This window comes from Roseibium sp., from assembly GCF_965229775.1.
Classification (GTDB): Bacteria; Pseudomonadota; Alphaproteobacteria; order Rhizobiales; family Stappiaceae; genus Roseibium.
On the sequence record NZ_OZ245929.1, the window covers coordinates 525,580 to 551,583 of the forward strand.

General features: G+C 60.8%; 18 protein-coding genes. 8 read left to right on the forward strand and 10 right to left on the reverse strand.

Annotation, left to right across the window (positions count from 1 at the left end; genetic code table 11):
• Nucleotides 1-115 precede the first annotated feature (115 nt).
• Together ACO07N_RS02275 and ACO07N_RS02280 are read right to left on the reverse strand one after the other, a co-directional pair.
• A complete protein-coding gene (locus tag ACO07N_RS02275; RefSeq protein ID WP_421979468.1) occupies nt 116-3,328 on the reverse strand; it encodes a 2Fe-2S iron-sulfur cluster-binding protein in 3,213 nt (1,070 codons plus the stop codon).
• A gap of 23 nt (nt 3,329-3,351) precedes the next feature.
• The gene (locus tag ACO07N_RS02280; protein WP_421979469.1) at nt 3,352-3,801 is read right to left on the reverse strand and encodes a MarR family winged helix-turn-helix transcriptional regulator; all 450 of its coding nucleotides are present in this window, start codon (nt 3,799-3,801) and stop codon (nt 3,352-3,354) included.
• A gap of 115 nt (nt 3,802-3,916) precedes the next feature.
• On the opposite strand from ACO07N_RS02280, the gene ACO07N_RS02285 reads away from it, so the two are divergent.
• Genes ACO07N_RS02285 through ACO07N_RS02295 form a run of 3 tightly spaced genes read left to right on the forward strand, consistent with a single transcriptional unit; the run spans nt 3,917 to nt 6,732 of the window.
• Complete coding sequence (locus ACO07N_RS02285; RefSeq protein WP_421979470.1) at nt 3,917-4,933, forward strand: TRAP transporter substrate-binding protein; 1,017 nt, start codon at nt 3,917-3,919, stop codon at nt 4,931-4,933.
• Nucleotides 4,934-4,972: 39 nt separating this feature from the next.
• Nucleotides 4,973-5,431: a TRAP transporter small permease gene (locus tag ACO07N_RS02290; RefSeq protein ID WP_421979471.1), complete on the forward strand. Its 459-nt coding sequence runs from the start codon at nt 4,973-4,975 to the stop codon at nt 5,429-5,431.
• A complete protein-coding gene (locus tag ACO07N_RS02295; protein WP_421979472.1) occupies nt 5,428-6,732 on the forward strand; it encodes a TRAP transporter large permease in 1,305 nt (434 codons plus the stop codon). The genes ACO07N_RS02290 and ACO07N_RS02295 overlap by 4 nt, the downstream gene beginning before the upstream one ends.
• Before the next feature lie 158 nt (nt 6,733-6,890).
• Here ACO07N_RS02295 and ACO07N_RS02300 read toward each other — a convergent pair whose 3' ends face one another.
• From ACO07N_RS02300 to ACO07N_RS02315, 4 genes are read right to left on the reverse strand one after another with little or no spacing between them, the layout of a single operon-like run.
• Nucleotides 6,891-7,610 carry a transglutaminase-like cysteine peptidase gene (locus ACO07N_RS02300; RefSeq protein ID WP_421979473.1) on the reverse strand — a complete coding sequence of 240 codons (720 nt, stop codon included), beginning with the start codon at nt 7,608-7,610 and terminating at the stop codon, nt 6,891-6,893.
• Between the two features lie 35 nt (nt 7,611-7,645).
• Complete coding sequence (locus tag ACO07N_RS02305; RefSeq protein WP_421979474.1) at nt 7,646-8,953, reverse strand: HlyD family type I secretion periplasmic adaptor subunit; 1,308 nt, start codon at nt 8,951-8,953, stop codon at nt 7,646-7,648.
• On the reverse strand, nt 8,940-11,183 hold the full coding sequence (locus ACO07N_RS02310) for a type I secretion system permease/ATPase (RefSeq protein ID WP_421979475.1): 2,244 nt from the start codon (nt 11,181-11,183) through the stop codon (nt 8,940-8,942). The genes ACO07N_RS02305 and ACO07N_RS02310 overlap by 14 nt, the downstream gene beginning before the upstream one ends.
• 10 nt (nt 11,184-11,193) lie before the next feature.
• A complete protein-coding gene (locus ACO07N_RS02315) occupies nt 11,194-12,606 on the reverse strand; it encodes a TolC family outer membrane protein (RefSeq protein ID WP_421979476.1) in 1,413 nt (470 codons plus the stop codon).
• A gap of 421 nt (nt 12,607-13,027) precedes the next feature.
• Here ACO07N_RS02315 and ACO07N_RS02320 point away from each other — a divergent pair, with 421 nt between their 5' ends.
• On the forward strand, nt 13,028-16,870 hold the full coding sequence (locus tag ACO07N_RS02320) for a M10 family metallopeptidase C-terminal domain-containing protein (protein WP_421979477.1): 3,843 nt from the start codon (nt 13,028-13,030) through the stop codon (nt 16,868-16,870).
• Between the two features lie 51 nt (nt 16,871-16,921).
• Nucleotides 16,922-19,138 carry a CHASE2 domain-containing protein gene (locus ACO07N_RS02325; protein ID WP_421979478.1) on the forward strand — a complete coding sequence of 739 codons (2,217 nt, stop codon included), beginning with the start codon at nt 16,922-16,924 and terminating at the stop codon, nt 19,136-19,138.
• A gap of 15 nt (nt 19,139-19,153) precedes the next feature.
• Here ACO07N_RS02325 and ACO07N_RS02330 read toward each other — a convergent pair whose 3' ends face one another.
• The 3 genes from ACO07N_RS02330 to ACO07N_RS02340 all read right to left on the reverse strand — a co-directional run bounded on the left by ACO07N_RS02330 (nt 19,154) and on the right by ACO07N_RS02340 (nt 22,434).
• Entirely contained in the window at nt 19,154-20,008 is an 855-nt protein-coding gene (locus ACO07N_RS02330; protein ID WP_421979479.1) for a fumarylacetoacetate hydrolase family protein, read from the reverse strand.
• Between the two features lie 165 nt (nt 20,009-20,173).
• Entirely contained in the window at nt 20,174-20,914 is a 741-nt protein-coding gene (locus tag ACO07N_RS02335) for an SDR family oxidoreductase (RefSeq protein WP_421979480.1), read from the reverse strand.
• Nucleotides 20,911-22,434, reverse strand: a complete 1,524-nt coding sequence (locus ACO07N_RS02340) for a UxaA family hydrolase (protein WP_421979481.1) — start codon at nt 22,432-22,434, stop codon at nt 20,911-20,913. The genes ACO07N_RS02335 and ACO07N_RS02340 overlap by 4 nt, the downstream gene beginning before the upstream one ends.
• Nucleotides 22,435-22,547: 113 nt before the next feature.
• Between ACO07N_RS02340 and ACO07N_RS02345 the strand changes: the two genes are divergently transcribed.
• Both ACO07N_RS02345 and ACO07N_RS02350 read left to right on the forward strand, forming a co-directional pair.
• Complete coding sequence (locus tag ACO07N_RS02345) at nt 22,548-23,258, forward strand: GntR family transcriptional regulator (protein WP_421979482.1); 711 nt, start codon at nt 22,548-22,550, stop codon at nt 23,256-23,258.
• Between the two features lie 14 nt (nt 23,259-23,272).
• The gene (locus ACO07N_RS02350) at nt 23,273-24,313 is read left to right on the forward strand and encodes an aldo/keto reductase (protein WP_421979483.1); all 1,041 of its coding nucleotides are present in this window, start codon (nt 23,273-23,275) and stop codon (nt 24,311-24,313) included.
• 17 nt (nt 24,314-24,330) lie between these two features.
• Here ACO07N_RS02350 and ACO07N_RS02355 read toward each other — a convergent pair whose 3' ends face one another.
• Nucleotides 24,331-25,026 (reverse strand): winged helix-turn-helix transcriptional regulator, encoded by a 696-nt coding sequence (locus ACO07N_RS02355; RefSeq protein WP_421979484.1) that lies wholly within the window; start codon nt 25,024-25,026, stop codon nt 24,331-24,333.
• Between the two features lie 163 nt (nt 25,027-25,189).
• Here ACO07N_RS02355 and ACO07N_RS02360 point away from each other — a divergent pair, with 163 nt between their 5' ends.
• Nucleotides 25,190-25,942: a methyltransferase family protein gene (locus ACO07N_RS02360; protein WP_421979485.1), complete on the forward strand. Its 753-nt coding sequence runs from the start codon at nt 25,190-25,192 to the stop codon at nt 25,940-25,942.
• Nucleotides 25,943-26,004: the final 62 nt, after the last annotated feature.

The window sequence follows — 26,004 nt, forward strand, 5'->3', positions numbered from 1 at the left end:
GCTTGAGGACGGTCCTGCTTCTGTCAAACCACAAGCAGGATAGTAAGGCTGGGGTCTCAATGAAACAGTAGACTGAGCCGGAGGGGAGCAAGCCTGTGGTTCGCCTCTCCCCTCCTCACAAATCCACCACCACCACACCGCCTTCTTCCGCCGCGCGCGATTGGCACAGGATGACCGCGTCTTCGCGCTGTTTTTTCGACAGCACGAAATCCCGGTGTTCCACCGCGCCGGAGACAAGGCCGCATTTGCAGACGCCGCAAATGCCGTCGGAGCATTTGATGTCGATGGCAATGCCGCTTTCAATGAGGACATCGGTGGCGGATTTCTCCGCCGGTATCTCCAGTTCGCGGCCCGAGCGGGCAAGCTTCAGCGTGAACGGGTGGTTCACGTAGTCAGGCACATCCGGCACGTTGAAATATTCGACATGGCGCTCATCCTCGGTGAAGCCGGCGCGCTCCGCCGCCTCCATCACGGAGGTCATGTAGCGGTCCGGGCCGCAGGCATAGACATGGCTGCCTTTTTCATACCCGCCCAGAACATCAGCGAGGTCGGCACGGGTGCCCTGATCGCTGAAATAGAGTTGCACACGGTCGGCCCACGGGAACACCGCCAGATCTTCCAGGAACCCGGCATCGGCCTTGCGGCTGCAGGAATAATGCAGCTCGAAATCAGCGCCTTTCCCGTGAAGCTCATGCGCCATCGCGATCATCGGCGTGACGCCGATACCGCCGCCCATCAGGAAGGTTTTGGTCGCCCCATCGGCAAGCGGGAAGTGGTTGATCGGTTTTGAAACGAAGATCTTGCGCCCTTGCGTGAAAATCCGGTGGAGCAGCTTCGAGCCGCCCCGGCCCTCGTCTTCACGCAAGACCGCGATCTGGTACCGGCTGCGGTCGGCCGGGTCTCCGGAGAGCGAATACTGGCGCAGGAATTCCGGCGCGACCACGATGTCGAGATGGGCACCCGCCTGCCACTCGGGCAGCGGCTCTCCGTCCAGCGCGGCGAACTCGTACTTCGTGACGCCGCCCGTCATCTGCTCGGCCTTGACGATCTCCACCCGGATGACCGGGGCATTGCCGGAGATGGTGTATTCGTGCGCGAGCCCTTCCGTATCGCCGCGCTCCAGCCGCGCCTTGTATTCCTGCGCCGTGATCAGAGCCTGATAGGCCTCGATGCCCTTTTCCCGGTCCATCGGAAAGGGAAACGGCCAGGGATGCGGGGCAAGGTTCGCCGGGTAAACGGCCAGCGTCTGATCCTCGTATTTCAGATCAAGGTCCTTCTGCAGACCGCGCACGTTGACCGATTGTTTCGCCGCCTTGTAGGAACCGTCTTCGTAAAGCTCGATGTCCCACCACCATTTCTTCACCGGGTTGCGCTCGCCGTGGCCTGCCATGTCGTCGAGTTTCGCCAGAAGCGGCGCTGCCTTGGGCACATGCATCGCCGCCCATCGGAACGGCGCTTCGGCGAAGATCCCTTCCAGGTTCCACGGACAGGTCTTCATGCAGCGCCCGCACATGGCGCCGCCCTCGTTGGTGATGCGGTAGGTCGTGCATTTCTGGCTGTCCGACTTCCAGATCTCGTAGCCATTGAACATCAGCTTCGGCCCGGCGGTGATGGCCCCGGCCGGGCACTCGCGCGCGCACTTGTTGCAGGCCTCGCAGAAAGCCTGCAGGCCAAAGGAAATCGGCTTGTTATGGGCAAGCGGCATCGTCGTCGTCACCGCACCGGATTTCAGCCGCGGACCGAGAAAAGGGTTGAGGATCACCTCACCGATGCGGCTGACCTCTCCAAGACCGGACAGCAGGAGGAGCGGCGGCTGCAGCACCTCGCCGTCGAGCACCGTATGGGCCTTGGCCCGGTAGCCGAGATTGCGGATCTGCTTGGCGACGATGCTGCCCAGGATGGCAAAGCGCAGATAGGCCCGCATCGACTGGGAGACGGCGATCCAGTCATCGCCCGACGCCCCTTCCATCGTCTCGAAGCCCTGGTCGACCACCATCGAAATCGCCTGGTCATGTGGCGGGTCGAGCGGCGCGCCGGTGGCGTCGTGGGAATACCAGGCCCAGTCCGGGCAGCGCGACATGCCGGCCGCGTCGATGCCGAGGAAGTAGGACATAGCCTTGAGATTGTCCGCATTGCGCTGCGGATCTGAGGTCGTGGCCGCAATCGCCGGTTCCGGTTCGCCGTCCTGCAGGAGGACGAAGGCCCCGAGCGCCCGCCGCTGCGCCATCGACGGGGCGGACTTGCGCGCGTAATAGCCGTTGGTGGCGGCCTGCTGGTTCTTCTTGCCCATGTCGCCGAACTGCGAACGGGCAAACATGTCCGTGCGCTTGGGCACTCGCGCGATCCGCTCCTCGTCGAAATAGGTGGTCGGCACATCAACCCGCTTCAGGTTTTCGAACGGATGCGGCCCATCGACGAAACGGCGGGTTTGATAAGGGTCGAGCGTCCGCGCGCTCTTGGCCGTGCGATAGCCGAAACGCCAGGCAAGGCCGTGGGTGACGGAGCGCGGCTGTTCGGCAAGAGGCACAAGCGGCCTGTCATGGGCAATGTCGAACTCCGTCGTGACGGCGGCAAGCGAAAAGCCGGTCCCGACATAGGGATTGGCCAGTCCCTCCTCCTCGGCCGTTGCAAGCCCCGCGGCGACCGCCAGCCGGTTGAGGTCGACATCGGACGAGGAGTGCCCGTGAGCACGCGCGTCGAACCCGAGCAAACGAATGTATTGCGCGATGACAACGGCAATTTCCATCGCCCTGAGGGCAGAGCGATGTGCACCCGCGCCTTCCAGCCAGTCCTCCCCCGGCTCCCCGGGCCGGACGGCGCGCGGGGTCTGCACGGCGAAAACCAGCGCGTGCCGGTGACCGTCTATGCCCTTGGGCGGCGCGTTCATGGCATCGCGCAGATCCGCCATGATCATGTCGATACCCGAGGCCAGCGTCTTGGTCTGGGTCGTGCGCAGCTTTTCCGCAAGCCGGTCAATATCCGGGTTGCGGAAGGGCTCAGCCAGCATCATTTCGGACGAAAGCGCACAGGTTCCGATCATGGACGCATCGGAGAAATAGCCGAACCCTTTCAGATGGTTCGCCCGCTCCTGCGGATCTGCCGGAACATCTGCTCGCGCCGGATTGACGATGCCGTCCCGGATCGCGTCGAGCATCGCCTGTGACTCGCTCATCGCGTTGATGATGTTCTCCGGATCGGGCTTCTCAAAGGACATCTGCCGGAAAGCCGGTACGGCCTCCGGATCCGGCTGGACCGCGGCACGTGCAAGACGCTCCAGCGGAAACGGCCCCAGATGCGCGGGGCGCGATTTGTCGGAAAACAGCTTCATGGCACACCCCCTTTCCCGCGCACTCAAAGGCGCATCAGTTGAACCTTTTCGCCTTCTGTCAGCGCGTCGATCGTCTCCATGAAATTCTCATAGATCCCCGGGTCTATTTTGCCGGCAAAATGATCATTCAGTTCGCGGACCAGCACGTGACAGGTTTTCAGCTTTTCCCGGCCCAGAGCGGTGAGAGCCAGTTCCGTGTAGCGCTTGTCGTCGTCGGGAGAGGTGCGCTCGACAAGTCCCCTCTCTTCCATGCTTTTCAGAAGACGGGAAATTGCCGGGCGCGCGATGCCGATATACTCCGCAAGGGTCGACGGTGTCTTGACGTTCTCCAGTCCGACACCGCACAGCACACACCACATCAGCCGCGTGATGCCATGCCTGGAAAGCCCCTTTTCCAGGCGCGCCTCCATGATCCGGGCAAGCCGTGTCACCTTGAACCCGATCCGGTTGTGCAGCCGGTAGCCCTCTGCCATTTCAATCCTCGCCGACAAAGCGGTTGACTTGCTATCCACCATATTTTCTTATGCAATTAACAACGATAATTAATCAAGTTAATTACTGAGGTATCAGTTTCGGGAGGGAGAGACAATGAAAATGAAAATTCAAGGTCTGCGGACGAAACTGTCGGCCGTGATGGCGTGTGCCGCTGTTGCGCTCGCCATGCAGCCGGTGATGGCGGACGAGTTGAAGATCGCCCATTTCATGCCGTCCATGCATCCGATGGACCGGGGCGTCATGACACCGCTGGCTGAAGAAATGGCCGAGGCCACCAACGGCGAAATCACCATGCGGATCTACCCTTCCGGCGAACTCGGCAAAGGTCCGGTCCAGCAATACAAGCGGGTCGTCACCGGCGTAGCCGATATCGTCTTCGGCATCCCGGAATATACGCCCGCGCAGTTCACCAAGACCGGGCTGGTGCACATTCCCGGACTGTTCGCAAACGGCACCGACGCGACCAACGCCCTGTGGGACAATATCGGATTGATCGAGGATGAATTCGCGAAGGCGAAACTCCTCGGGCTGTGGGCCAACAATCCGTCTGTGCTGATCACGCGCGAAAAGCCGGTTCGCACCGTCGCGGACATGAAAGGCATGAAAATCAGGACGCCAAATCCCGTCATGGCGGCACTGGTTGAAGGCTGGGGCGGCATTCCGGTGTCGATGCCCGTGCCCGATGTCTACAACGCCATGAACACGGGTGTCATCGACGCGGTCATGATCGGCCCGTCCGGTATCCGGTCCTACAAGCTCAACGAAACCGGCAAATTCGTCACCACGAACATCCCCTCCGCCGTCGACAGTTTCTATCTCCTGATGAACAAGTCGAGTTGGGACGGTCTTTCCGACGAGAACAAGGAGAAGCTCACCGGGTTGACGGGGCGTGGGCTCAGCCTGCGCGGCGCGAAGGCCTTTTTCGAGGCCGGTCAGGCCGGGCTCAAGCTGGCCTCCGACAGCGGCCTTGAACTGATTGGAATCACACCGGAGGCCGATGCTGAATTCCGGGAAAAGATGGCGCCGTCACTGGCCAAGGTCATCGATGAAAAGGGCAAACAGTCCGGAAGCGACGCGCATGCAATCGTCAAAGCACTCGGTGGCCGCTAGACCGTGCCGTCACCTGCCCCTGAGGACACCGGCCCGCGCTTGACAGGCTGGCGCAAGCGGTTCGCGGTCCCTTTTGTGGTCGCCGGTGCGCTGCTCGTGTTCGGGTTGATGGGTCTTTCCGTCACCGATGCCTTCCTGCGCTCGGTGATCAACAGCCCGATCTTCGGGGCGAACGACTATGCCCAGATCATCCTGTCTTTCGTCGTTGCGGTCAGCTTCCCCCTCTGCGTCCTGTCCGGCCGCCTGATCGCCATCGACACGCTGTTGCGGTTCTTCCCGGCAAGGCTGCAGGCGTTCCTCGACTGGGCATCGTCGCTGCTTGGCATCGCCATGCTCACCTATCTCGCCTGGCGCGCATTCTTCAATGCGCTCGAGGCGGCGTCCTTCGGTGAAACAACCTTGCTGCTGCAGCTCCCGTTCGCCCCTTCCTACTATGCCGTTGCCCTGGGCTGCGGTCTGTCCGCGGTGGTTCTCCTTCTGGAAAGATGGGCGAAATGAGCCCCGAAGTCTGTGGCACACTCGGTTTCCTGGCCCTGTTCGTTTTGCTGGCTCTCGGCACCCCGGTCGCCATTGCCCTGCTCGTGGTCGGGTTTTCCGGAACCGTCGTATTGTCGGGTTTCACCCCTGCAGCCTTCACCTTGAGCGGACAGGTCTTCGCAACGGTGACGGTGTATGAGCTGACCATCATTCCGCTCTTCATCCTGATGGGAAATCTCGCGTCCACGGCCGGATTGAGCCGAGACCTGTTCGAGGCCGCCCACAAGACCATCGGGCATCTGAAAGGCGGGCTCGCGGCGGCTACGATCATGGGCTGCGCGGGCTTTGCCGCCCTGTCCGGCTCGTCCATCGCCTCGGCCGTCACGATGGGCAAGGTGGCTTATCCGGAGATGCGCCGGTTCAACTACGGGGCAAGGCTCGCGACAGGGTCGATCGCGGCCGGCGGCACGCTCGGAATACTCATTCCTCCTTCGACCGGGTTTGTGATCTACGCGATCCTGACGGAACAGTCGATCGGCCGTCTATTCATGGCGGGGGTCCTGCCCGGTCTCCTGCTGACCTCCATGTTCCTGCTGGCAATCGCGATCGTAACGCTGATGCGGCCGGAGGAAGGCCCCCGCGGGCCTCGCTTCGGCCTGCGCGACAAACTGGTCAGCCTGTTCCGCGCGACCGGGATCGGCGTGATCATCCTGATCACGATCGGCGGCATCTATACCGGTTTCTTCACACCGGTCGAAGCGGCCGGCGCAGGCGCCTTCTTTGCCTTCATCATGCTGATCCTGAGGCGCAAATGCACCTTCCCGGCGCTCTATCAGATCAGTGCCGAGACGCTGAAAACGACGGGAATGGCCTTTTTCATTCTCGTCGGGGCGAATGTGTTTGCGCCCTTCGTCGCACTGTCCCATCTGCCGGCGACGATCGCCGACGGCATGACGGGGCTTTCGCTCGGCACCTACGGGACCCTGTTCCTGATCCTGCTCGGCTACGTCATTCTGGGCATGTTCATCGAGGGCCTCTCCTTGCTGGTCATCACCTTGCCCATCGTCTTTCCCCTCGTGACCGGCCTCGGGTTTGATCCCATCTGGCTGGGCGTTGTCATGGTGATTGTTCTGGAGATGGGGCTGATATCCCCACCGGTCGGCGTCAACGTCTTCATTGTGAAAAGCGTGGTTCCGGACGTTCCGATCGAGACCATCTTCGCGGGTATCATGCCATTCTGGCTGGCCATGATCGCAACACTCGCGCTCGTCGTCGCCTTTCCTGATCTGGCGCTGATGATTCCAAACGCGATGTTCGACTGACGTTCCAGCAGACTACCATGCATTGGCTGCCGCATATCCGGTGCAACACCCTCATGCCTTCGATGCTGTTTCCGGGGCTCTGATCGGCCAGAGGAAATCCGCGTCTCCTCCAGCGCGCCGGGCAACCTGCTTCGGACGCCCAACGCGAAACGGCCGGTTCATCTGGCGACGAAATAGCCTGCACCTGATGCGACCGCGACAATCCTGTCCTTGCCCAGGGAACCCAGCCGCACCGGGCTGCGGAAGCGGTTGTCGAGGACCAGCGCATGATCTGATTGGGCGACCAGCAGCGTCATGTGGCCCTGGCCCTTCGCAGTCTCCAGCACGAGAAGCGGCACCTCCGCGTCGCTGAACCCGGCGGCCATCAGCATGGCGCGCTTCAAAAGCGCGTGGTCTTCGCAATCGCCTGCCCGGCCGAGCAGCGTTGCAAGCGGATTGGCCCAGTGGTCGTCGATGGCCAGGTCGCTGACATAGTGGATACGGCGGGACAGAAGTGCCTGAACACGTGCAGGCCGAGACTTTCTGGGGGTGGCCCTGATGACGGCAACGGCCTTCATCCACGGTTCGATCCGCCTGTCCCGGCAGGCCCCGCGTGAACAGGAGGCAAGCCAGTCCGCTTCGGCTTCCAGCCTCGGCCTTGACATGCCCCAGCGCCGCGCAAGCGTCGTATCGGACCGGCGATTGAAATCAAGCCCGGCATGGGTTGCCGCCAAGGGCACCCGCTGCACATTCGCGTGCACGCCCTGTCCATTGTGTGAGATGATCCGGGAGATGTCGGCCAGACGTGTCAGCTCGGACGCCTGTGCTCCGGCTGCAAACACCAAACAGAAGAAAAACAAGACTGCGAGCCCTCTCCAGAGCCCGGAACCATACCGCATCGACGTCTGCCCCGTTCAGGCACGCCGATGCTCCGTTATCGTTCCCGTAAAGCTTCCGAACGCGCCTTGATGATCGGCTTCAAGAGGTAGTCGAGAACGGTTTTATTCCCGGTTAAGATCGATGCGCTCACCACCATTCCCGGGATTATTGGTAAACGTTTGCTTTCCGAGCCGAGCCAGTTGCGCTCGGTCCGCAGGATCACCCTGTAGAACGTGGTTCCCTCTTCGTTGGTGATCGTGTCCGCACCGATCCGTTCGACAACACCGGGCAGGTCGCCATAGACGGTGAAGTCATAGGCGGTCACCCGGACCCGTGCCGGCTGTCCGGGAAAGAGGAAGGCAACGTCCTGCGGACGGATCTGCGCCTCGATCAGGAGGCTGTCGTCCAGTGGCACGATTTCCGAAAGGCTCTCCCCGGGCGAAACCACTGCCCCGATGGTTGCAACGGAGAACTTGTTGATGATCCCGCGCACCGGTGCCCGGAGCACCGTGCGGCGGACCTTGTCTTGCGCGGATTTGATCGTTTCGTCGAGGATCGTCAGCTCGTTGAGCGTCCGGGTCAGGTCCTCGTGGGCCCGTGCCCGGAAGCCGAGTACGGCGCTTTCGAGGCGCGCGGCCGCCTCGGTGATGGCTGCCTCAGACCTGGGAATAGAGGCGTTCACAAGCTCGACCTCCAGCGTGCCGCCCTGTGCTTCACGTTCGAGGCGAAGCAGGTCCATCTTCGGATAGGCGCCTGCGGCCGACAGGTTCCGCGCACTTGCAAGTTCCTCGTTCAGGAGTTCGGCGGACAGCCGGAGGCTCTTGAGCCGCGTTTCCAGTTCCACCTTTTCAAGCCGGCGCTGGGAAAGCTGCTGCTCGATGACCGAAAGTTCCTGCTTCAGCGCGGTGGCGCGTGCGTTGAAGAGTGCCATCTCGCGGGCAGCTGCCAGTTGATCGAAACCGCCACCCGTCAGATCAAGGCCCGTTCCCTGCGCTTCGGCGTCCAGCCTGCGGGCGCGGATGAACAGCGCGCTGCGCTGCTTCTGCAATTCACCGAGATCGGCGGCGAAATCGGTATCGTCGATCCGGACGAGCGGTTCGCCTGCGTCGACAACATCGCCCTCCTTGACGAAGATTTCCGCGACCAGCCCGCCTTCAAGAGATTCCACCACCTGGATCTGGCTGGACGGGATGACACGGCCGTCGCCTGTCGTGACTTCTTCTATTTCCGCAAGATAGGCCCAGGCAATGAAGGCACCGAGCAGCAGAAGCACCGCGAACAGAAGCGCCCAGACACCGGTGTTGGTCCGGCGGGCCAGAGCCTCGCGCACGTCGTTGGCAAATGTCTCCTCAACCCGGGACATGGCCGCCCCCCGTACCGGATGCCTGCGACTGGTAGCCGGCCTTCGCACCCGCCTTCAGCCGGGCGACGACCACATCCTTCGCGCCGTCCATCAGCAGCTTGCCCTTGTCCAGCAAAAGAATGCGGTCGACGAGATCCAACGGCCCGTCGCGATGGGTGGCCACAAACAGCGTGATGCCGTCATCCGCGATCTGCCGCAGCCGGTCGCAAAGTTGTCGTTCCGACATGATGTCGAGATAGGCCGTGGGCTCGTCCAGGCAGATGATCCGCGGCGATCTGACAAGACATCGCGCCAGGGCGACCGCCTGCCTTTGCCCGCCCGACAGGCTGCGCCCCCGTTCCTCGATATGCATGTCGAGACCGTCCGGGTGGCGCGCGGCGAAGAAATTGACCCCGGCGAGTTCGACCGCACGTTCAAGCGCGGCTGCCGATGCATAGGGAGCGCCGATCAGGATGTTCTCCCGGAGTGTGCCGGTAAACAGATCCGCGTCCTGCAGGCACAGCCCGACCATCGACCTGAGATCGGCTGCCGAGAATTGCCGTGTGTCGATGCCACCGAGGAGATAGGTTCCCGCATCCGGCTCATAAAGACCGGCCAGGATGCGCACAAGCGAGCTCTTTCCGGATCCGACGCGTCCGATCACGCCGATCTTCTCACCCGGTTCGGTGGAAAAGCTGATGTTCTCAAGCGCCGGAACCGAGTTCCCGGGATAGTGCAGCGACACGCTCTGGAAGGCGATCCCGGTCTTCCCGAACCCGGAAATATCCCGGGCGGTGTAGCCGCTCTCGGTTTCGGATTTCATGAGGCCGTCCAGGCTCCTCAAGGCGCTTCGCGCGTGCAGAAGGCGGGCCAGCGTCTGCGCAATGTTGTTCAGGGGAGCGAGCACCCGGCCTGCGAGGATGTTCGCGGCGATCAGCGCGCCGATTGTGATCAGGCCGTCGAGGACAAGGAATACGCCCCAGACGACGATGGTAATCGACACGAGCTGGAACACGACGCCCGTGAAGGAGGAGGCGACATTGGCCCAGTAGCGGGCTGTCGTGGTCGACCGGCTGGCGGCGGCAACGGCACGGTCCCATAAACGCCGGAACCAGCTCTCCCCGCCGCTGACCTTGATCGTCTCGAGCGAAGAAACCGTCTCCACCAGAATGGATTGCCGGCGCGCTGCGTCCTGCTGGCTCTCTGCAAGTGCCCGCGACAGGGGAAACTGGACAAGGCCCGTCACCGCGATGACGACCGGCACCGCAATCGCGGGCACAAGGGCGAGCGGTCCGACCAGAAGCCACATGACCCAGACGAATATGCCGATGAACAGGAAATCGGTCGCCGCGATGACCGTGGAAGATGTCAGCGCATCGCGCACGGAATCGAGATCGCGAACCTGGTTGGCAACCCCGCCGGTTGATGGTGGCCGCGCGATCATCTTCAATCGTAGGAAATGGTCGAACATGCGTCCGGCGACGGCCATGTCGACACGCCGTCCGGTTTCATCGACGATCTTCATGCGCAGCATCTTGAAGATGAAATCGAACAGAAACGCGATGAGCACGCCCAGCGTCAGCACCCAGAGCGTCGGAATGGCCAGGTTGGGGATCACCCGGTCGTAGACATTCATGATGAAGAGCGGACTGGCGAGCCCGAGCAGGTTGCCGATCAGGGCGGCGATCACAACTTGCGTGTAGCTTGGCCAGAACCGGCGCACGGCAGACCAGAACCAGTCCTTCGGCGTCTCGGTCCGGTCTTCCGGCGAGCGGCTGCGCGCCATGACACTGACGAACACGACGACCGGATGCTTCGACCCGGAAAAATCTGCAAGCGGAAGCGTCCGTTCTCCTTCGGAAAACGCGGCCGACCAGGCCCGGGCAGTTCCTTCGCGCTGGTCGATCCTTTCGACCACGAAGGCGGGCTTTTCCTCTGTCAGGACGATGACGGGAAGCGTTACGGCAGGGATGGATCTTGCGTCCATCTGATCCACCCGCACCGACAGGCCGAGCCGCTGCGCTGCAGCCTCAAGGTGCTTGACTGACAAACCGGCCGGAGACGCCGGAAGTCCGCGCAACAATTCAGCCCTGTTCGCAACGATGCCGTGGAATCGAGCAATCCGGATCAGCGCATCCACAAGTCCGTTTGACGTCTCTTGCGATCCGGCCTTGGCTGCATGCCCGATGTCATGTGTGTCGTCCGAGGTGTCGGACGCATCGAAGTGGATCGTTTTGTCAACTCCGTCCACCGCGGCCGCCTCACCACTTGCGCAGTGGTTCGATCAGTCCCCTGGATCCGACAAACCAGGGCACGTCGTCCGACCCGGGCGCGCCTTCCGGTGGCGCGGCTACGCCAACGGAGGCCAGCAGACTGCCCGTGGATGCCAGCAGTCGATAGCGGGAAAACACGGATATGGTTTCTGAACTGATCAGTTGAACACGTGCGGTAAAGGCCGAATTCTGTGCGATCAGCAGATCCAGAAGATCGCGGAGGCCTGCCTCGTATTCCTTTTCATAGCTCTCGATCACGGCTTCGGCCGCAACCGTCTGATCGCGCAAGGCCTTCAGACGGATGTCATTGGCAACGATGTCGCTCCACGACCTGCGGACGGTCTCGTCGACCGTGCGCCGCAGCTGATCGAGCTGCATCTTGCTTTCCGTCACCTTTTCGCTCAGCTGCCGCCGCCGATTGGTGTCGATCGTTCCGTTGAACAGGTTCCACGACATGGTCATGCGAACGGCAAACTCGTTGTTCCGTCCCGGTGTCCCGTCCAGATCCTCGCCGACCGAGGCCAGTCCCTCCACGCCCAGGCTCGGCAGGAACGGCGCTTGGGACTTGTCATAATCTGCCGTTGCAGCATCCACGTCTGCGGAGCCGGCCTTGAGCGACGGATGATTGTTGCGTGCGGTTGCGATCGCGCTGGCCTGCGACTTCGGCACAGATCTCGGATGACGTGGTGCCTCGAGAGCTGGCGGCGCAATGCCGATGACACTTTGGAACCGCGCATTCGCCGCACCCAGCTCCCGCAGGACGTCCGCACGCACCGCATGAACCGCGGCAACCCGCTCTTCCGCCTGCCGCAGTTCACTCTCCGTCGCGGAACCGCCCTGAACCTTGGTGCGCACGATGCCGAGCAGCCGCACGTGCTCGCGGATATTGTCATCGGCGGCGCGCAGGATCCGGTGATGCCGGAAGACGTCGAGAAAGGCCTCGGCCGCATCGAGCCCGGTCAGCTCCGCACGCTCCATTACCCGGGCGGCGGAACCGTCGATACGCGCTGATTGCCGATAAATTTCGTTTGCACGCGCAAAGCCGTCGAAAAAGACCTGTCTGGCGACCAGCGTCGCCTCACGGGCATTGCGCCACTCCCGGTTATCGGTCACTTCAAGCGAGTTGGGACGGTCGATATACTGTGCACCGAAGGAGGCTTCGAGGTCGACTGTCGGCAGATAGGCACCCAGTGCCTGATCATATTCGGAAGCGACCGAGCGGCGGTTGGCGGCAGCAGCAAGGACCTGCGGGTTCGTGGTCACCGCCTGTGAGATGGCTTCATCCAGTGTCAGCGCATATGCAGGCGTGAAAACGGGGCTTGCGAGGACCAGCGGCAAGACCAGAACGCGGGATTCAAGGAACCCGGCGTTGGGCCGAAGAAGAAAATTGACGCTCTTCACAACAATTGCAATTTTAGATTGCAAAAAATTAATCATACCACCAAACCAAAAATGCACTGACAATTTTAACCAGGCATTTTCCCCACTCCGAACGAATTACTCTGCGGAATTTTAAGACCGACATTCCTCCAAGTCCGTAATTAATCCTGCCCACTCAATAACCATAGCGCAGTTTATTTGGACACGGCAAAGACTTTTTGTTAAAAAAGTGTTAAACAAAAATTAAATCTATTGCTGTCCGTTTTCGCGCTTTTGTTAATCCTGCTGATGAGCATGTGTCGTGACTAGCATTCCGAGTTCCGGAATTACATTTACGGAAACTGAAAATAGTGCGGTTGTCGACGCGGCTAATGGCCTGCCTCGAATTCAGGATTCAGCTCTGTTGTTTCGCGGAAATTACGCGAGGCAAGGCCCTGATCTTGTGATCCAGCATGATGATCACGGGACCCTGACGATCCTTAATTACTTCGCACAAGCGCATCTGCAGGATCTCGAAACCGTTGAAGGGGCGGTGTTGAGGGGCGACACCGTCGAACGGCTGGCAGGGGCGCAGGCACCTGGCCAATATGCACAGGCCGGCGCCGGAAGTGCAGGCACTCCAATCGGAAATGTTCAGTCTGCGGAAGGGTCAGCAACCGCGCTGCGGACGGACGGAACGACTGTCACGCTTTCTTCGGGCGACACAGTCTTCCAGGGCGATGTGGTTCAGACAGCCGGAAATTCCTCTCTCGTCATAGTGTTCCTGGACGAAACACTCTTCACCCTGTCGGCGGACGCCCGCATGGTTCTGGACGAACTTGTCTACGCGCCAGGCGGGTCGGGGAACTCCATGGTTATGAACCTGGTCCAGGGAAGCTTCGTTTTCGTAACCGGACAGGTCGCTCCCACCGGCGACATGCGAATCGAAACGCCGACGGCAACGATGGGCATTCGAGGAACGACACCCATCGTCGACATCAGCACGCTGGATGGGGCGACGCGATTTGCGCTTGCGCTGGATCCGGGTGGGCAACTCGGGTTCTATCAGCTGTTCGACAAGGTGACCGGCCAGCTGATCGGAACCGTGAATACGACCGATTCAACGTTTCTTGTCACCGCGCCCGGAACGGTTCCGATCATAACACCCAGGACGCCGTCCGAATTCGCCGCCGCCGAAGGACAACTGCAGCAGGCCTATGGTGCCTACGGTGCCGCTGGCCTCGGTCAGCAGAACCCCAATGACACAGGCCCGGACGGCTCCCAGGCCCCCGGCGGTCCCGGCAGCACCGATTCAGGCGCCAACGAACTGAACGGCGGCCCGGTGCCGGAACTGTCCGATCCGGACCTGTCTCCACTTGGTGACGGCAGCAGCGGCCTCAGCAATGACGGGCCATCCGGCATCGGCGACCGTGACCGCTCCGGCCCCGCGCTTCGGGATGCGTCGCCCCCTTCGAACAATCTGCAGCAACAGATCGACGATAGCTCGGTGCTTCCGGTCGAAGACAACAGCCTTGCGCTGATCCTGCCCCCCAATCTGACGACACCCGAAGACCAGCCGTTCGTCTTCAGCGGGTTGAATGTTGAGATTCCCGGCAATGGTATCGCAACCGTCACGATCGTGGCGAGATCGACCGTCACACTGGCTCAGATTACAGGGTTGACCTTTCTGGAAGGAGACGGCACCGACGACGAGGTGGTTACGTTCTCCGGTCGCGAAACGGATATCAATGCCGCCCTTGCGACCATAAGCTATACCCCGACACCGAACAGCGAAACCGGGGGACTCGATCTGACGGTTGTCGTTGGCCAGCAATCCGTTGAGGCGGAGTTGCCAATTTTCATCCAGCCGGTCGCGGATGCGCCACTGGTCTTCGACATCGACCTGACGGTTGCGGCAAACGGCAGCATTACGGCACCATTCCTTGGCTACGACCCGGATGAAGGCGACACGATTTCATTGTTCACCTTGTCCGAACCGTCAATCGGCCTTCTTGATGTGTCCGAAGACGGGACATTCACATTCGACACCAACGGTGCGTTCGACGGCCTCAGCGCCAATACGACGCAGGAGATCTCGTTTCAGTACACCGCCGTGGACAGCACTGGACTCGTATCGGAGAACCCGGCAACGGTCACCATAACGGTTCAGGGTATCAACGACGCTCCGGTCGCGGAAGACTTTGAGCTCGTATCGAACGCCACGCCCAACAGCGGCTTCGAAGACGGCTACGCGGGCTGGCAGCAGATCACCGGTCCGCAGGAAGGCCCCAACGGCGAGACCATAGCGTCCCGCTACTCATTCTCGTTCGACATTGACCAGTCCGGTGCGCTGATCCCCGGTGACCTGCGCGTTGCCGATATCCGGTTCTCCGGCTTGCTTGATAGTTTCCGGGATGGACCGGATATCGGAACTGCATTCGGCCCGTCGCTGGAAAGCGACGTGTTCTTTGCGTTTGCAGGTGACCTTGTCGAGTTCGAGTATCGCGTTTTTGCAGGCAAGTCGATCGGCACTGGCGACGCGGCGGTGATAACGGCAGACCTGATCAACCAGGATACCGGTGAGATCGAAGCCGTGTTTTCCGAGATGCTGCCGTTCAGGGCCACCGCAGAACCACAGAACCTGAGCCTCGCCATTGAAACGCCGGGCGACTACACGATACGCTTCAATGTCGGAAGCTTCGACGAAACGGACGGCGGCATCGTCGGCGCGCGGCTTGCAATCGGCACGGCCGGCATCGTCGGTTCACAAGTGCTTGCGGGCGGAACAACCAGTTACGACGCCGAGCGCTTCCTGGAAAACGCCTCGGATTCGGATGGCGACACGATTTCTCTGGCAAGCGTCTCCGAGCGCAGTCTGTTCGACGCCAGCTTAACAATTGAAAACGGCATGGTCATCTATGACACCGGCAATGCTTTCGATTTCCTTGCAGACGGACAGATAATCACGGACAGTTTTCAGTACACGGTCGCTGACGGCAATGGCGGTTTCGCAACGGCCATTGCGTCCGTTGTCGTGACCGGTACCGGCATTGGCGCTAATAGCGCGGGTTTGAATTTCGTTCCCGTCGCGGATCAGACGGGTCAAGGTCCTGAAGTCCAGCAAACCTTCACGGGTCCGATCGGGAATGCGGTCACGCTTGGAAATACACTCGCCGTGCCGACCGTAACCTACGCTTTCCCGGCAGCAAACCAAACCGGGTCCGGATTGTCGGCCTACACCCCCGCACAGCAGATGGCAGCGGTCGCCGCCTTGTCTGTTTGGGCAGATGTCTCAGGTTTGAAAATCGCCCCGGCCGGAGATGGTGAGCCGGCTACAGTCCGCTTTTTGCACTCGTCGGAAATTTCTTCCGCAGAGACATTCGTAACCCGGACAGGCAGTACGATCGTCACCAACGCGGAGGCAATCGGCGGGGATGGCTTCGCACCCGGCACGTTCGCATTCCAGGTTCTGATGCACGAGGTCGGGCACGCGCTCGGGCTCGAACATACCCCTGAGACGGTCTCCCAGCTTCAAAGCATCATGTCATCGGTAACGGCAGACCGCGTTGGCTCGGACTGGTGGAACGAACAGGGCGACTGGACCTATGCGCAAACGCCGATGGTGGAAGACATTTCCGCGATCCAGCTTGCATATGGCGCCGGCTCGCAAACCCGCGCTGGCGACACCACATACGGCTTCAACAGTTCCGAAACCGGATCGATCTACGACTTCACCGCCAATGCAAACCCGGTTCTTGCAATCTACGACGCGGACGGCTCGGACATCCTCGACTTTTCCGGCTGGGACACGCCTGCAATCCTGAACCTGAACCCGGGTGCCCTATCGTCAGCAAACGGCATGACGAACAACATCGGCATCGCGCATGGAACCGTGATCGAAAAGGCGATCGGCGGTGCCGGCGATGATCTTTTGATCGGAAGCGAACTGGCAGAAGAACTGGATGGCGGCGCCGGGCTTGATACCCTGATCGGCGGCGGCGGTGCAGACACCTTTATCCTTTCACACGATGATTTCGCAGATGTCATAGTCGATTTCGACAGCGGTGAGGACAGGCTCGATCTGTCGGGCCTGCTGGACGCCAACTTCAGCTCCGGGACTATCGGCGACTACGTGAAGGTTGAACAGGAAGGCGCAGACGCGGTCGTCAGCGTCGATCGTGACGGCTCTGGCGGCCCGTCGGAATTCCGGGACGTGGCCGTGCTGCAATCAGTCGATGCGGGAGGAATTATTGATTTTGTCTTTTCCGATGACGGTGCCCAGACACCGGACACGATTGTTTCCTGAACCTGCCTCGGAAGTCTGCCGGGCACGCCTGCCGATGCTTTCCGACATTCGATGAAACAGCTGATCCGAAAACTGAATTCCGTTTTCGGCGTCGCGCGCCTTTCGGCGTTTGTATTGCTGATCGTCTTGCTCGGGGTGCGTCTTCTCGACCCGTTCGTCGTGGAACTCGTTCGCCTCAAGACTTTCGATTTCTATCAGGTGCTCAAGCCGCGTGTGTATGAGGACGTTCCCGTCACGATCGTTGACATCGACGAGAAAAGTCTCGCGCAACTCGGTCAATGGCCCTGGGCGCGCACAACCATGGCTGACATCCTGAACAACATCGCGCAGGCAGGCGGTATCGCGGTCGCCTTCGACGTTGTCTTTGCGGAACCCGATCGGCTCTCTCCGGATCAGTATGGCAAGACCATTCGCGGCCTGAGCGAGGCGGCGCTCGGGGAACTGGCTGCCCTGCCGTCCACGGACAAGGCAATGAGCGATGCCATGCGCCGGGTGCGCGTGGTTGTCGGCCAGGCGGGCGGCGTCGATTTCATAACGGCGGACCGGCCGGAGCAGCCGCAAACACCGGTTGCTCTCCTCGGCCCGGATCCCACGGCGTTCATGTTCGAATATCCGAAGCTGCTGAGAAACATTCCTCTCCTGGAAGACGCCGCGACCGGAAAGGGATTGTTTTCCATCTATCCCGATCCCGACGGCATCGTGCGGCGCGCAGCCCTGACAGTGGTTGTCGAAGGCAAGGTCCACCCCGCTCTCAGCGTGGAATTGCTGCGCGTCGCAACCGGGCAAAATGCCTTCGCGGTGAAAAGCAACGAAGCCGGTATCAGCGCGGTCGTGGTCGGCGGTGTTGAGGTGCCGACTGACAGGAACGGACGGATCTGGGTTCACTATACGCCATCCAATCCGCAACGTTTCATCTCCGCGGCCGATATTGCCAAAGGCACGTTCGACGCCTCAAGGATCCGGAACCACCTGATCCTGTTCGGCACATCGGCGACCGGCCTGCTGGATCTGAAGGCGACACCCGTCAACCCGGCAATGCCCGGTGTCGAAGTACATGCGCAGATACTGGAGAATATTCTCAGTCAGTCCTTTCTGACGCGGCCGAACTACGCATTGGGCGCAGAACTTGTCGCGACAACGGTCCTGTCGCTCCTGACACTTCTGCTCGTGCCAATTCTCGGCGCCCTTCCGGTGCTCGTCTTCGGCTTTGTGCTGGCGGCGAGCTGGGCCGCGGGCAGTTGGTACTTCTTTTCCAGTGAACAGCTTCTCCTGGACGCAGGCTATCCGCTGTTTGCAAGCCTGAGCGTCTATATCCTGCTCGTCTTCATCAACTATCGCAGGGAAGAGATCCAGAGACAGGAAATCAGGTCGGCATTCTCACAGTACCTTGCGCCGGACTATGTCGAACAGATCGCGCGGAATCCGGAGAACCTCACACTCGGTGGCGCAAGGCGGCGGACCACCGTGCTGTTTTCCGATGTCCGCAACTTCACCAACATCTCGGAAAGCTTCGCGTCGAACCCGCAGGGGCTGACCAGCCTGATGAACCGCTTTCTGACGCCTTTGTCCAACGGCATCATGGAAAAGCGCGGAACCATCGACAAATACATGGGCGATGCGATCATGGCCTTCTGGAACGCGCCGCTAGACGACGATAGTCAGGAAATCCACGCCTGCGAGGCAGCCCTGGTCATGGTCAATCGCATGCGCACGCTCAACGAGGAACGGATGCGGGAAGCCCGGGCGGACGGGCAGGAGTTCTTCCCTCTCAACATCGGGGTCGGGATAAACACCGGTGACTGTGTTGTCGGGAACATGGGTTCCGAGTTCCGCTTCGACTACTCGGTGCTCGGCGATTCCGTCAATCTCGCGTCAAGGCTCGAAGGACAGACCAAGGTATACGGCGTCACCATCCTGATCGGAAACAGCACTGCGGAGAGGGTCAGCGATCTGTTTGCACTTGTTGAGGCCGATCTCATTCGGGTCAAGGGCAAGCAGGAACCGGAGCGCATTTTCTGCCTTCTGGGGGACGTCGACATGGCGCTGAACCAGACATTTGCGGCCGGCAAGGCAAGCTTTGAAGACATGCTGCGCCACTACCGCAATCAGGATTGGGACGCTGCACTGGCCCGTTGCCTGGAAATCTCGGAGGCGGGGGACGGCGAACTGGCAAGGCTCGCCGCGACGTTCCGGGCAAGGATCGAGAATTTCAAGAAGACACCGCCCCCTGCAAACTGGGACGGCGTCTATGTCGCCGAGACCAAGTGACGCCGGACCCTGGTATCAGGCGGTCTTGACGTTCTGGGTCTGGGTGCCGAGTTTTTCGATACCAAGACGCATGACTTCACCGCCCTTGAGATAGACCGGCGGCTTCTGACCCATGCCGACACCCGGAGGGGTTCCGGTCGAGATCACGTCGCCCGGCTGCAGGCTCATGAAGCGGCTGCAGTAACTGATCAGGTGTGGAACCTTGTACACCATGGTCGACGTCGAGCCGTTCTGATACCGGTGGCCGTCAACCTCGAGCCACATGGCAAGCTGATCGAAATCACCGACTTCGTCCGGCGTCACGAGCCAGGGCCCGAGCGGTCCGAAGGTGTCGCTGCCCTTCCCCTTGTCCCAGGTCCCTGCCCGGTTCAGCTGGAAGTCGCGTTCCGAAACGTCGTTGATGACGCAGAAACCGGCAACATGCTGCAAGGCGTCTGCTTCCGCGATATATTTGCCGCCCTTGCCGATCACCACACCGAGCTCGACTTCCCAATCCGTCTTTTCCGAGCCGCGCGGAATCTCGACATCATCGTCGGGGCCGACGATTGCGGAGGTCCACTTTCCGAAAACGACGGGTTCAGGCGGCACATCCAGTCCCGACTCGGCAGCATGGTCGGCATAGTTCAGGCCGATGCAAATGAACTTGCCGACGCTGCCGACACACGGTCCCAGCCTGAGATCCTCCTGGGGCTGCCCCGGAACAAGGGGTAGGCTGCTTGCATCGAGGCCTTTCAGCTGCGCCACCTTCTCCGGCAGCAGGCTGTCGCCGGAAATATCGGTCACGTGTGCGGAAAGGTCGCGCACATGTCCGTCGTCGTCGAGCAATCCGGGTTTTTCTTGCCCTGCCGGGCCGTAACGCAGCAATTTCATGTGTCAGTTCTCTCGTTTCGCCAGTGGTCTGCCGGTCAACCGCAACGGACGGCTGCAAGCGCCGGGTCATTCATATGGGATGCGCCTTGCCGGAAGAAGCCCGCATCACCGGATTCCGGTACGTATTCGAAAGGACAGGGGCGTGCATCACGCGCCGTCGTTTTTTCAGATCGTGACGCCGCCATCAACCGCCAGTGCCTGTCCGGTCACGAACTGGCTTTCGTCCGAAAGCAGGTAGATCGCCATGGGTGTGATGTCCGCAACCTGTGCCAGCCGCCGCATCGGCTGTCGCGCGATGAAATCCTTTTCGGCCTGCACCGGATCCGGAGCAGAGGCAATCCGCCCGCGAAGGGACGGCGTGTCGACCGTACCCGGACAAAGCGCATTGCAACGGATGCCCTTGGTGACGAAATCAGCGGCGATGCCCTTGGTCAGACCGATCACGGCAGCCTTGGATGCCCCGTAAAGCGTCCTGACCGGAAATCCCTTTATGGAACTGGCCATGGAGGACATGTTGACGATCGAGGCCGAACCGGTTTTTTCCGCCTGCCGCAGCATGCCCGGCAGGCAGGCGCGCGTCAGCTTCATCATGGATGTCACATTCAGATCGAAACCGCGCTCCCAGTCCTCGTCGGTCACGTCCAGCAGGGTGCCGTGATGCACCATGCCCGCGACGTTAAACAGGCCGTCGAGGTCGGGAAGGGACGCAACGAATTGATTGATCGCGGTGCCGTCGGTCACGTCGAGCCCGTGGGTCTCGATCCCGTCGAGGCCGTCCAGCAGCTCCACGTTCTTGTCCGTTGCGATGACCTTCGCACCTTCCGCCGCACAGGCGATTGCGCTCGCTCTTCCCATGCCCTGACCCGCAGCGGTGATCAGGATGGTTTTCCCCTCAAGACGCCTCACATCACCGCTCCAATTTGCCAGGGAACGAACTCGACACCGCCAAAGCCGAGTTCCTCGCTTTTCGTGTGTTCGCCCGATGCGACGCGAAGCAGCAGTTCGAACAGTTCCTCGCCCTTTTGCTCGATGGTCACACCGTCCGTGACGATGTCGCCGCAATTGAGATCCATGTCCTCGGACATGCGTCGGTACATGTCCGAGTTCGTCGCCAGCTTGATGCACGGCGTCGGCTTGTAGCCGGAGACGGATCCCCGTCCGGTGGTGAACACGACCAGGTTTGATCCCGACGCCACTTGTCCTGTCACCGAACACGGGTCGAAACCGGGGCTGTCCATGAAAACGAAGCCCTTCCGGTCGACCGGTTCGGCAAACTCGTAAACGCCGGCGAGCGGCGCAGTCCCGCCCTTTGCAACAGCCCCCAGAGACTTTTCAAGGATCGTCGTCAGGCCGCCGCGCTTGTTTCCCGGGCTTGGATTGTTGTCCATTTCACCGCCGTGCCGGGTGGTGTACTCCTCCCACCATCGGATGCGCTCCAGCAGCTTTTCGCCGATATCCCGCGATTGAGCCCGGCGGGTCAACAGGTGCTCCGCGCCGTAGATCTCGGGCGTCTCAGACAGGATTGTGGTGCCGCCGTGACGCACGATCAGGTCCGAGGCAAACCCGAGCGCGGGATTGGCCGTGATGCCGGAATAGCCGTCGGAGCCACCGCATTGCATGCCCACCGTGATATCGCTTATCGGCGCGGGGCTCCGCGCCACCTTGTTGGCAATTCCGGCGATCCCCTCGAGTTCCTCAAGCCCCTTCTCGATGGTCCTGCGCGTACCGCCCTCGTGCTGAATGGTCATGTAGCGCAGGGCGCCGTCCGCCCGGATCGGGCGTCCGCCGACAAGATCGGAAATCTGCATGACCTCGCAGCCGAGGCCGATCAGGAGGATGCCGCCGAAATTCGGGTGCTGTGCGTAGCCTGACAGCGTCCGGAAGAGCGCCGCGTATCCTTCGTTTTCACCCGACATGCCGCAGCCGGTCCCGTGCACGATCGGCACGATACCATCCACGTTCGGGAACCGGTCGAGAAGCCCGTTTTTCTCGGCCGCCTCCGCGATGAACTGGGCGACGGACCCCGAACAATTCACCGAGGTGAGAATGCCGAGATAATTGCGCGTGCCGGTGCGTCCGTCGGCGCGCCTGTATCCAAGAAACGTTCTTAAATGGTCGATCCCCGGCAACGGCGTATTGTGCGAGGCGAATTCATGTGTCTGCAGACTGTGGTCCTGCATGCCCAGATTATGCGAATGCACGTGTTCTCCGGGCAGGATGTCCGTCTTCGCCTGTCCGATGACCTGACCGTAGCGATAGACGTTGTCTCCCTTGGAAATTGCCGAAGACGCGATCTTGTGACCCGGCTGGATCTGACCGCTCAAAGCCCGAGACACTCCGTCAAGTTCCGTGCCTGCGGGAAGCGGTCGCAAGGCGATGACGACATTGTCGTCCGGCCTGAGCTTGATGAATCCGCTTCCGATCATACCGCGCCTCTCCCGCACCAAAGGTCTTCAAGTGTGTGGGTCATTATTCTCCCCACGACCTATCTTGACTTGCTGATCTTGTCAACTAACATGTTAGTCAGCAAGAGGCGATCATGACAAATACCGACATCGATGCGGCGCGGCTCCAGGACATCAATGCGTTCGAGGGCTCGCTTGCCCAGAAGGTCTATCTGGCCCTCCAGGAAGCAATCCTGTCCTTGCAGTTCAGACCGGGAGAAGTGCTGCGCAAGGCACCGATTTGCGAAAAACTCGGCGTGTCGCGGTCTCCCGTTTCAGAAGCGATCGCAAGGCTTGCCAACGAAGGCCTCGTCGACGTCATCCCGCAATCGGGAACCCGCGTCGCCTATTTCTCGATGGATGATATCCGCGAAGGCTCTTTTCTGAGACAGGCTCTGGAACTGGCGAGCGTCGCAAAGGTTGCCTCGGACCGGACAGAAGACCAGTTCGCGCAGATCAACAGGAACATGCGGCTTCAGACACTTCTCATTGAAGATGGCGACATCCTGGGATTCTACCAGGCGGACGAGGAGTTTCACGAACTGCTGATGCTGTTCACGGGATACCCGAGGCTGAAAGCGGTCGCGCGGCTGGTGTCGCTGCAGGTGACGCGGGCACGCATGCTGATGCTGCCCACGCCCGGCCGCGCGGTCGAAACCCTGGAAGAACACCGGGCCGTTTTCGACGCCATTCAGAACCGCGACCCGGACGCGGCACAAGCCGCACTGCGTCACCATCTCGGACAATTGATGCCGCGCATCGAAGCGCTTGCCGAAACCCGACCGGAACTTTTCCAGTCCCGCTGATACAGGAACCCCGCATGAAGGTAACCGACACCACCTTGTTGAACGGCCGCACGAAAAGGCAGGTCCCGCTTACGAAAATGGGTTTCGGTGGAGCCCCCCTCGGCAATCTCTACCGTGAAGTGTCCGAAACGGACGCCCAGGCGGCCCTGCAGGCCGCGTTTGACGCCGGGATCCGCTACTTCGACACGGCACCTCAATACGGGCTCGGGATTTCGGAACGAAGGTTCGGCGAGGCGCTGGCAAGGTTCGGCAGGGACAATGTCCAGCTCTCGACGAAAATCGGCCGTCTTCTTCTTGATTGCGAGCCGCATGAAGTTACCCCGGAAGCCTTCGTCAACGTGCCGCGGAAGCGGATCGTGTTCGACTACACATATGACGGTGTCATGCGCAGCTATGAAGCCAGCCGCGAACGCATGAAAATCGGCAACGCCGATATTCTGCTGGTGCATGATGTCTGCGTCTTTTCGCAAGGTTCACAGGAACAGAGCGACGCCAAGGTCAGGGAGCTGTTCGACGGCGGCGGCTACAGGGCCTTATGCGAATTGAAGGACGCCGGAGACGTCGCGGCCATCGGCGCGGGTGTGAACGAATGGCAGGTCTGCGAGAAGCTGCTCGGCCTCGGGGATTTCGACGGCTTCCTGCTGGCCGGCCGGTATACGCTCCTGGAACAGGAGGCTCTGGAGAGTTTTCTGCCGCTTTGTGAAAAACGCGATGTCGGCATCATCCTGGGCGGCCCCTACAATTCCGGCATCCTGGCAACCGGTCCAGTCGAGGGCGCCAAGTACAACTACGCTGATGCGCCGCCGGAGATCCTCGAACGCGTGCGCAGGATAGACACCGTCTGCAAATCGCACGACACGCCGCTGATCGCGGCCGCGCTTCAATTCGTCCTCGGACATCCCTGCGTCAAGACGGTCATCCCCGGAGCCGTGAGTGCCGCCGAGGTCAGGGCCAATGTCGAGGTTCTGGAAACACCGGTACCCGCCAGCCTGTGGTCGGATCTTAAACGCGAGCAGCTGATCCACCCCGATGCACCGATACCATCGGAGACCTGACTGGGCTGTACGCCCGGCTAAACGCGTTCGCTCTCGGACGGACGCGGGATCGCGGCGGCTTCTGAGAGCGGAAACCACTTGGCGAACCGGGCGCAGACGGCGCTTTCGCCGACCAGGCTTATCTGGTCGGTTTTCAACGCGCTCGAGAGCGGACGGTCTCCCATCCAGACCTCCATCATCGTGCGGGACCGCGACGTGATGAAAGCGTTCACGTCCTTGCCCGGATCCTGGTAGCAGAGATCGACTTCGCCGCCGGAGCAGATCAGCCACCAGGTTCCGAACTCCTGCAGATCGGGAAACTGGAAACAGATCACCGTTTCCCCGTCTGGCAGCTGGTCGAGCGCGAGATTGCGCTGGATATCGAACATCAGGAATGTGACATCCAGATCATCGTCGTCCATTTCGTCCCGGGCCCAGCGCATTCCCCACACGGCCAGCGCCTGGACAACGTCGGACAGCTCCTTGCCGGCGGGCGTCAGCCGATAGTCATGTCCGCGCTGGCCGCTGATCGGCCGCTTGACGATGACGCCGGAGGCTTCCAGCTCCTTCAGACGCTTGTTCAGGATGGTCGGTGAAATGCGCGGCAAGCCGCGCTGCAGGCTGGAAAACCGACTGGACCCGAGCAGGAGTTCGCGCACGATCAGCATCGACCAGGGATCGCCCAGGATCTCGCTCGCCTTTGCCACGGGACAGAACTGGCCGTATTTTTTCATGCCGGACCTCCTGGATATCCTCTAGAACACGAGACCTAACTACGCAATACGTAGCTCATTGCTACATCTGCAGAAGTATCGCGGAATAAGCTCAAACCGTATCTGAAGTCACATCAACACAGCGGTTGCCGCAGCTGCGGCGCTTTGCAGATGGAGACCTTGGATGAGACGCCCCGGACTGATGCTTTACGGCAACCTTTGCTATATTTTCTTCAATATCGCATTCCTTTACATGGCCGGGTTCCTGCTCGGCATCGCGGTTCCGAAGGCGATCAACGACGGCGTTCCGTCCGATTTGCCGGCGTCACTTGCAATCAATGCTTTGCTTGTCTTCCTTTTCGGCTTCTTTCACAGCCTGATGGCCCGTCAGTGGTTCAAGGACCGGTGGACGAAACTGATCCCCATAGAAGCGGAACGCAGCACCTATGTGCTGCAGGCAGCTGCCTTCCTGTCCCTTCTCATGCTGTTCTGGAAACCGATGCCGTTCGCGATCTGGTCGGTACACGGCATTTGGGCTCTGCTGGTTTATGCTGTTTTTGTCACCGGCCTGATCACGGTGCTCCTGTCCACCTTCCTGATCGATCACTGGGAGCTTTTCGGCTTGCGCCAGATCCGGGCGAGCGCCATCGGCGCTCCGGCACCGCGGCCCGTTTTCAAGACACCTATGCTCTACAGGCTCGTGCGCCATCCGATGCAACTGGGCGTCATTCTGGTCTTCTTCGCAACACCCGACATGACCGCAGGCCACTTGTTTTTCGCCGTCTCCATGAGCGTCTATGTCCTCATCGGTCTTCATTTCGAAGAACGCTCCCTGGTCCGCGAATTCGGCGCGACTTACCGGGACTACCAGACCCGCGTGCCGATGCTGGTGCCCAACCCCTTCCGGGTGCTGCAACGCCGCGCACGAACCGCGTGACCTTCAAGGTCATTCCTTCTCAAGTCATCAGCGCCGAAGCCCTGAACCAGCGCAACACGCAT

What these genes read in the sequence shown, in the direction of transcription:
- ACO07N_RS02300 (WP_421979473.1), bottom strand. Translation starts at nt 7,610, where the DNA reads ATGCGGTATGGTTCCGGGCTCTGGAGAGGGCTCGCAGTCTTGTTTTTC.
- ACO07N_RS02360 (WP_421979485.1), top strand. Translation starts at nt 25,190, where the DNA reads ATGAGACGCCCCGGACTGATGCTTTACGGCAACCTTTGCTATATTTTC.
- ACO07N_RS02340 (WP_421979481.1), bottom strand. Translation starts at nt 22,434, where the DNA reads ATGATCGGAAGCGGATTCATCAAGCTCAGGCCGGACGACAATGTCGTC.
- ACO07N_RS02285 (WP_421979470.1), top strand. Translation starts at nt 3,917, where the DNA reads ATGAAAATGAAAATTCAAGGTCTGCGGACGAAACTGTCGGCCGTGATG.
- ACO07N_RS02295 (WP_421979472.1), top strand. Translation starts at nt 5,428, where the DNA reads ATGAGCCCCGAAGTCTGTGGCACACTCGGTTTCCTGGCCCTGTTCGTT.
- ACO07N_RS02305 (WP_421979474.1), bottom strand. Translation starts at nt 8,953, where the DNA reads ATGTCCCGGGTTGAGGAGACATTTGCCAACGACGTGCGCGAGGCTCTG.
- ACO07N_RS02345 (WP_421979482.1), top strand. Translation starts at nt 22,548, where the DNA reads ATGACAAATACCGACATCGATGCGGCGCGGCTCCAGGACATCAATGCG.
- ACO07N_RS02330 (WP_421979479.1), bottom strand. Translation starts at nt 20,008, where the DNA reads ATGAAATTGCTGCGTTACGGCCCGGCAGGGCAAGAAAAACCCGGATTG.
- ACO07N_RS02280 (WP_421979469.1), bottom strand. Translation starts at nt 3,801, where the DNA reads ATGGCAGAGGGCTACCGGCTGCACAACCGGATCGGGTTCAAGGTGACA.
- ACO07N_RS02355 (WP_421979484.1), bottom strand. Translation starts at nt 25,026, where the DNA reads ATGAAAAAATACGGCCAGTTCTGTCCCGTGGCAAAGGCGAGCGAGATC.
- ACO07N_RS02350 (WP_421979483.1), top strand. Translation starts at nt 23,273, where the DNA reads ATGAAGGTAACCGACACCACCTTGTTGAACGGCCGCACGAAAAGGCAG.
- ACO07N_RS02325 (WP_421979478.1), top strand. Translation starts at nt 16,922, where the DNA reads ATGAAACAGCTGATCCGAAAACTGAATTCCGTTTTCGGCGTCGCGCGC.
- ACO07N_RS02275 (WP_421979468.1), bottom strand. Translation starts at nt 3,328, where the DNA reads ATGAAGCTGTTTTCCGACAAATCGCGCCCCGCGCATCTGGGGCCGTTT.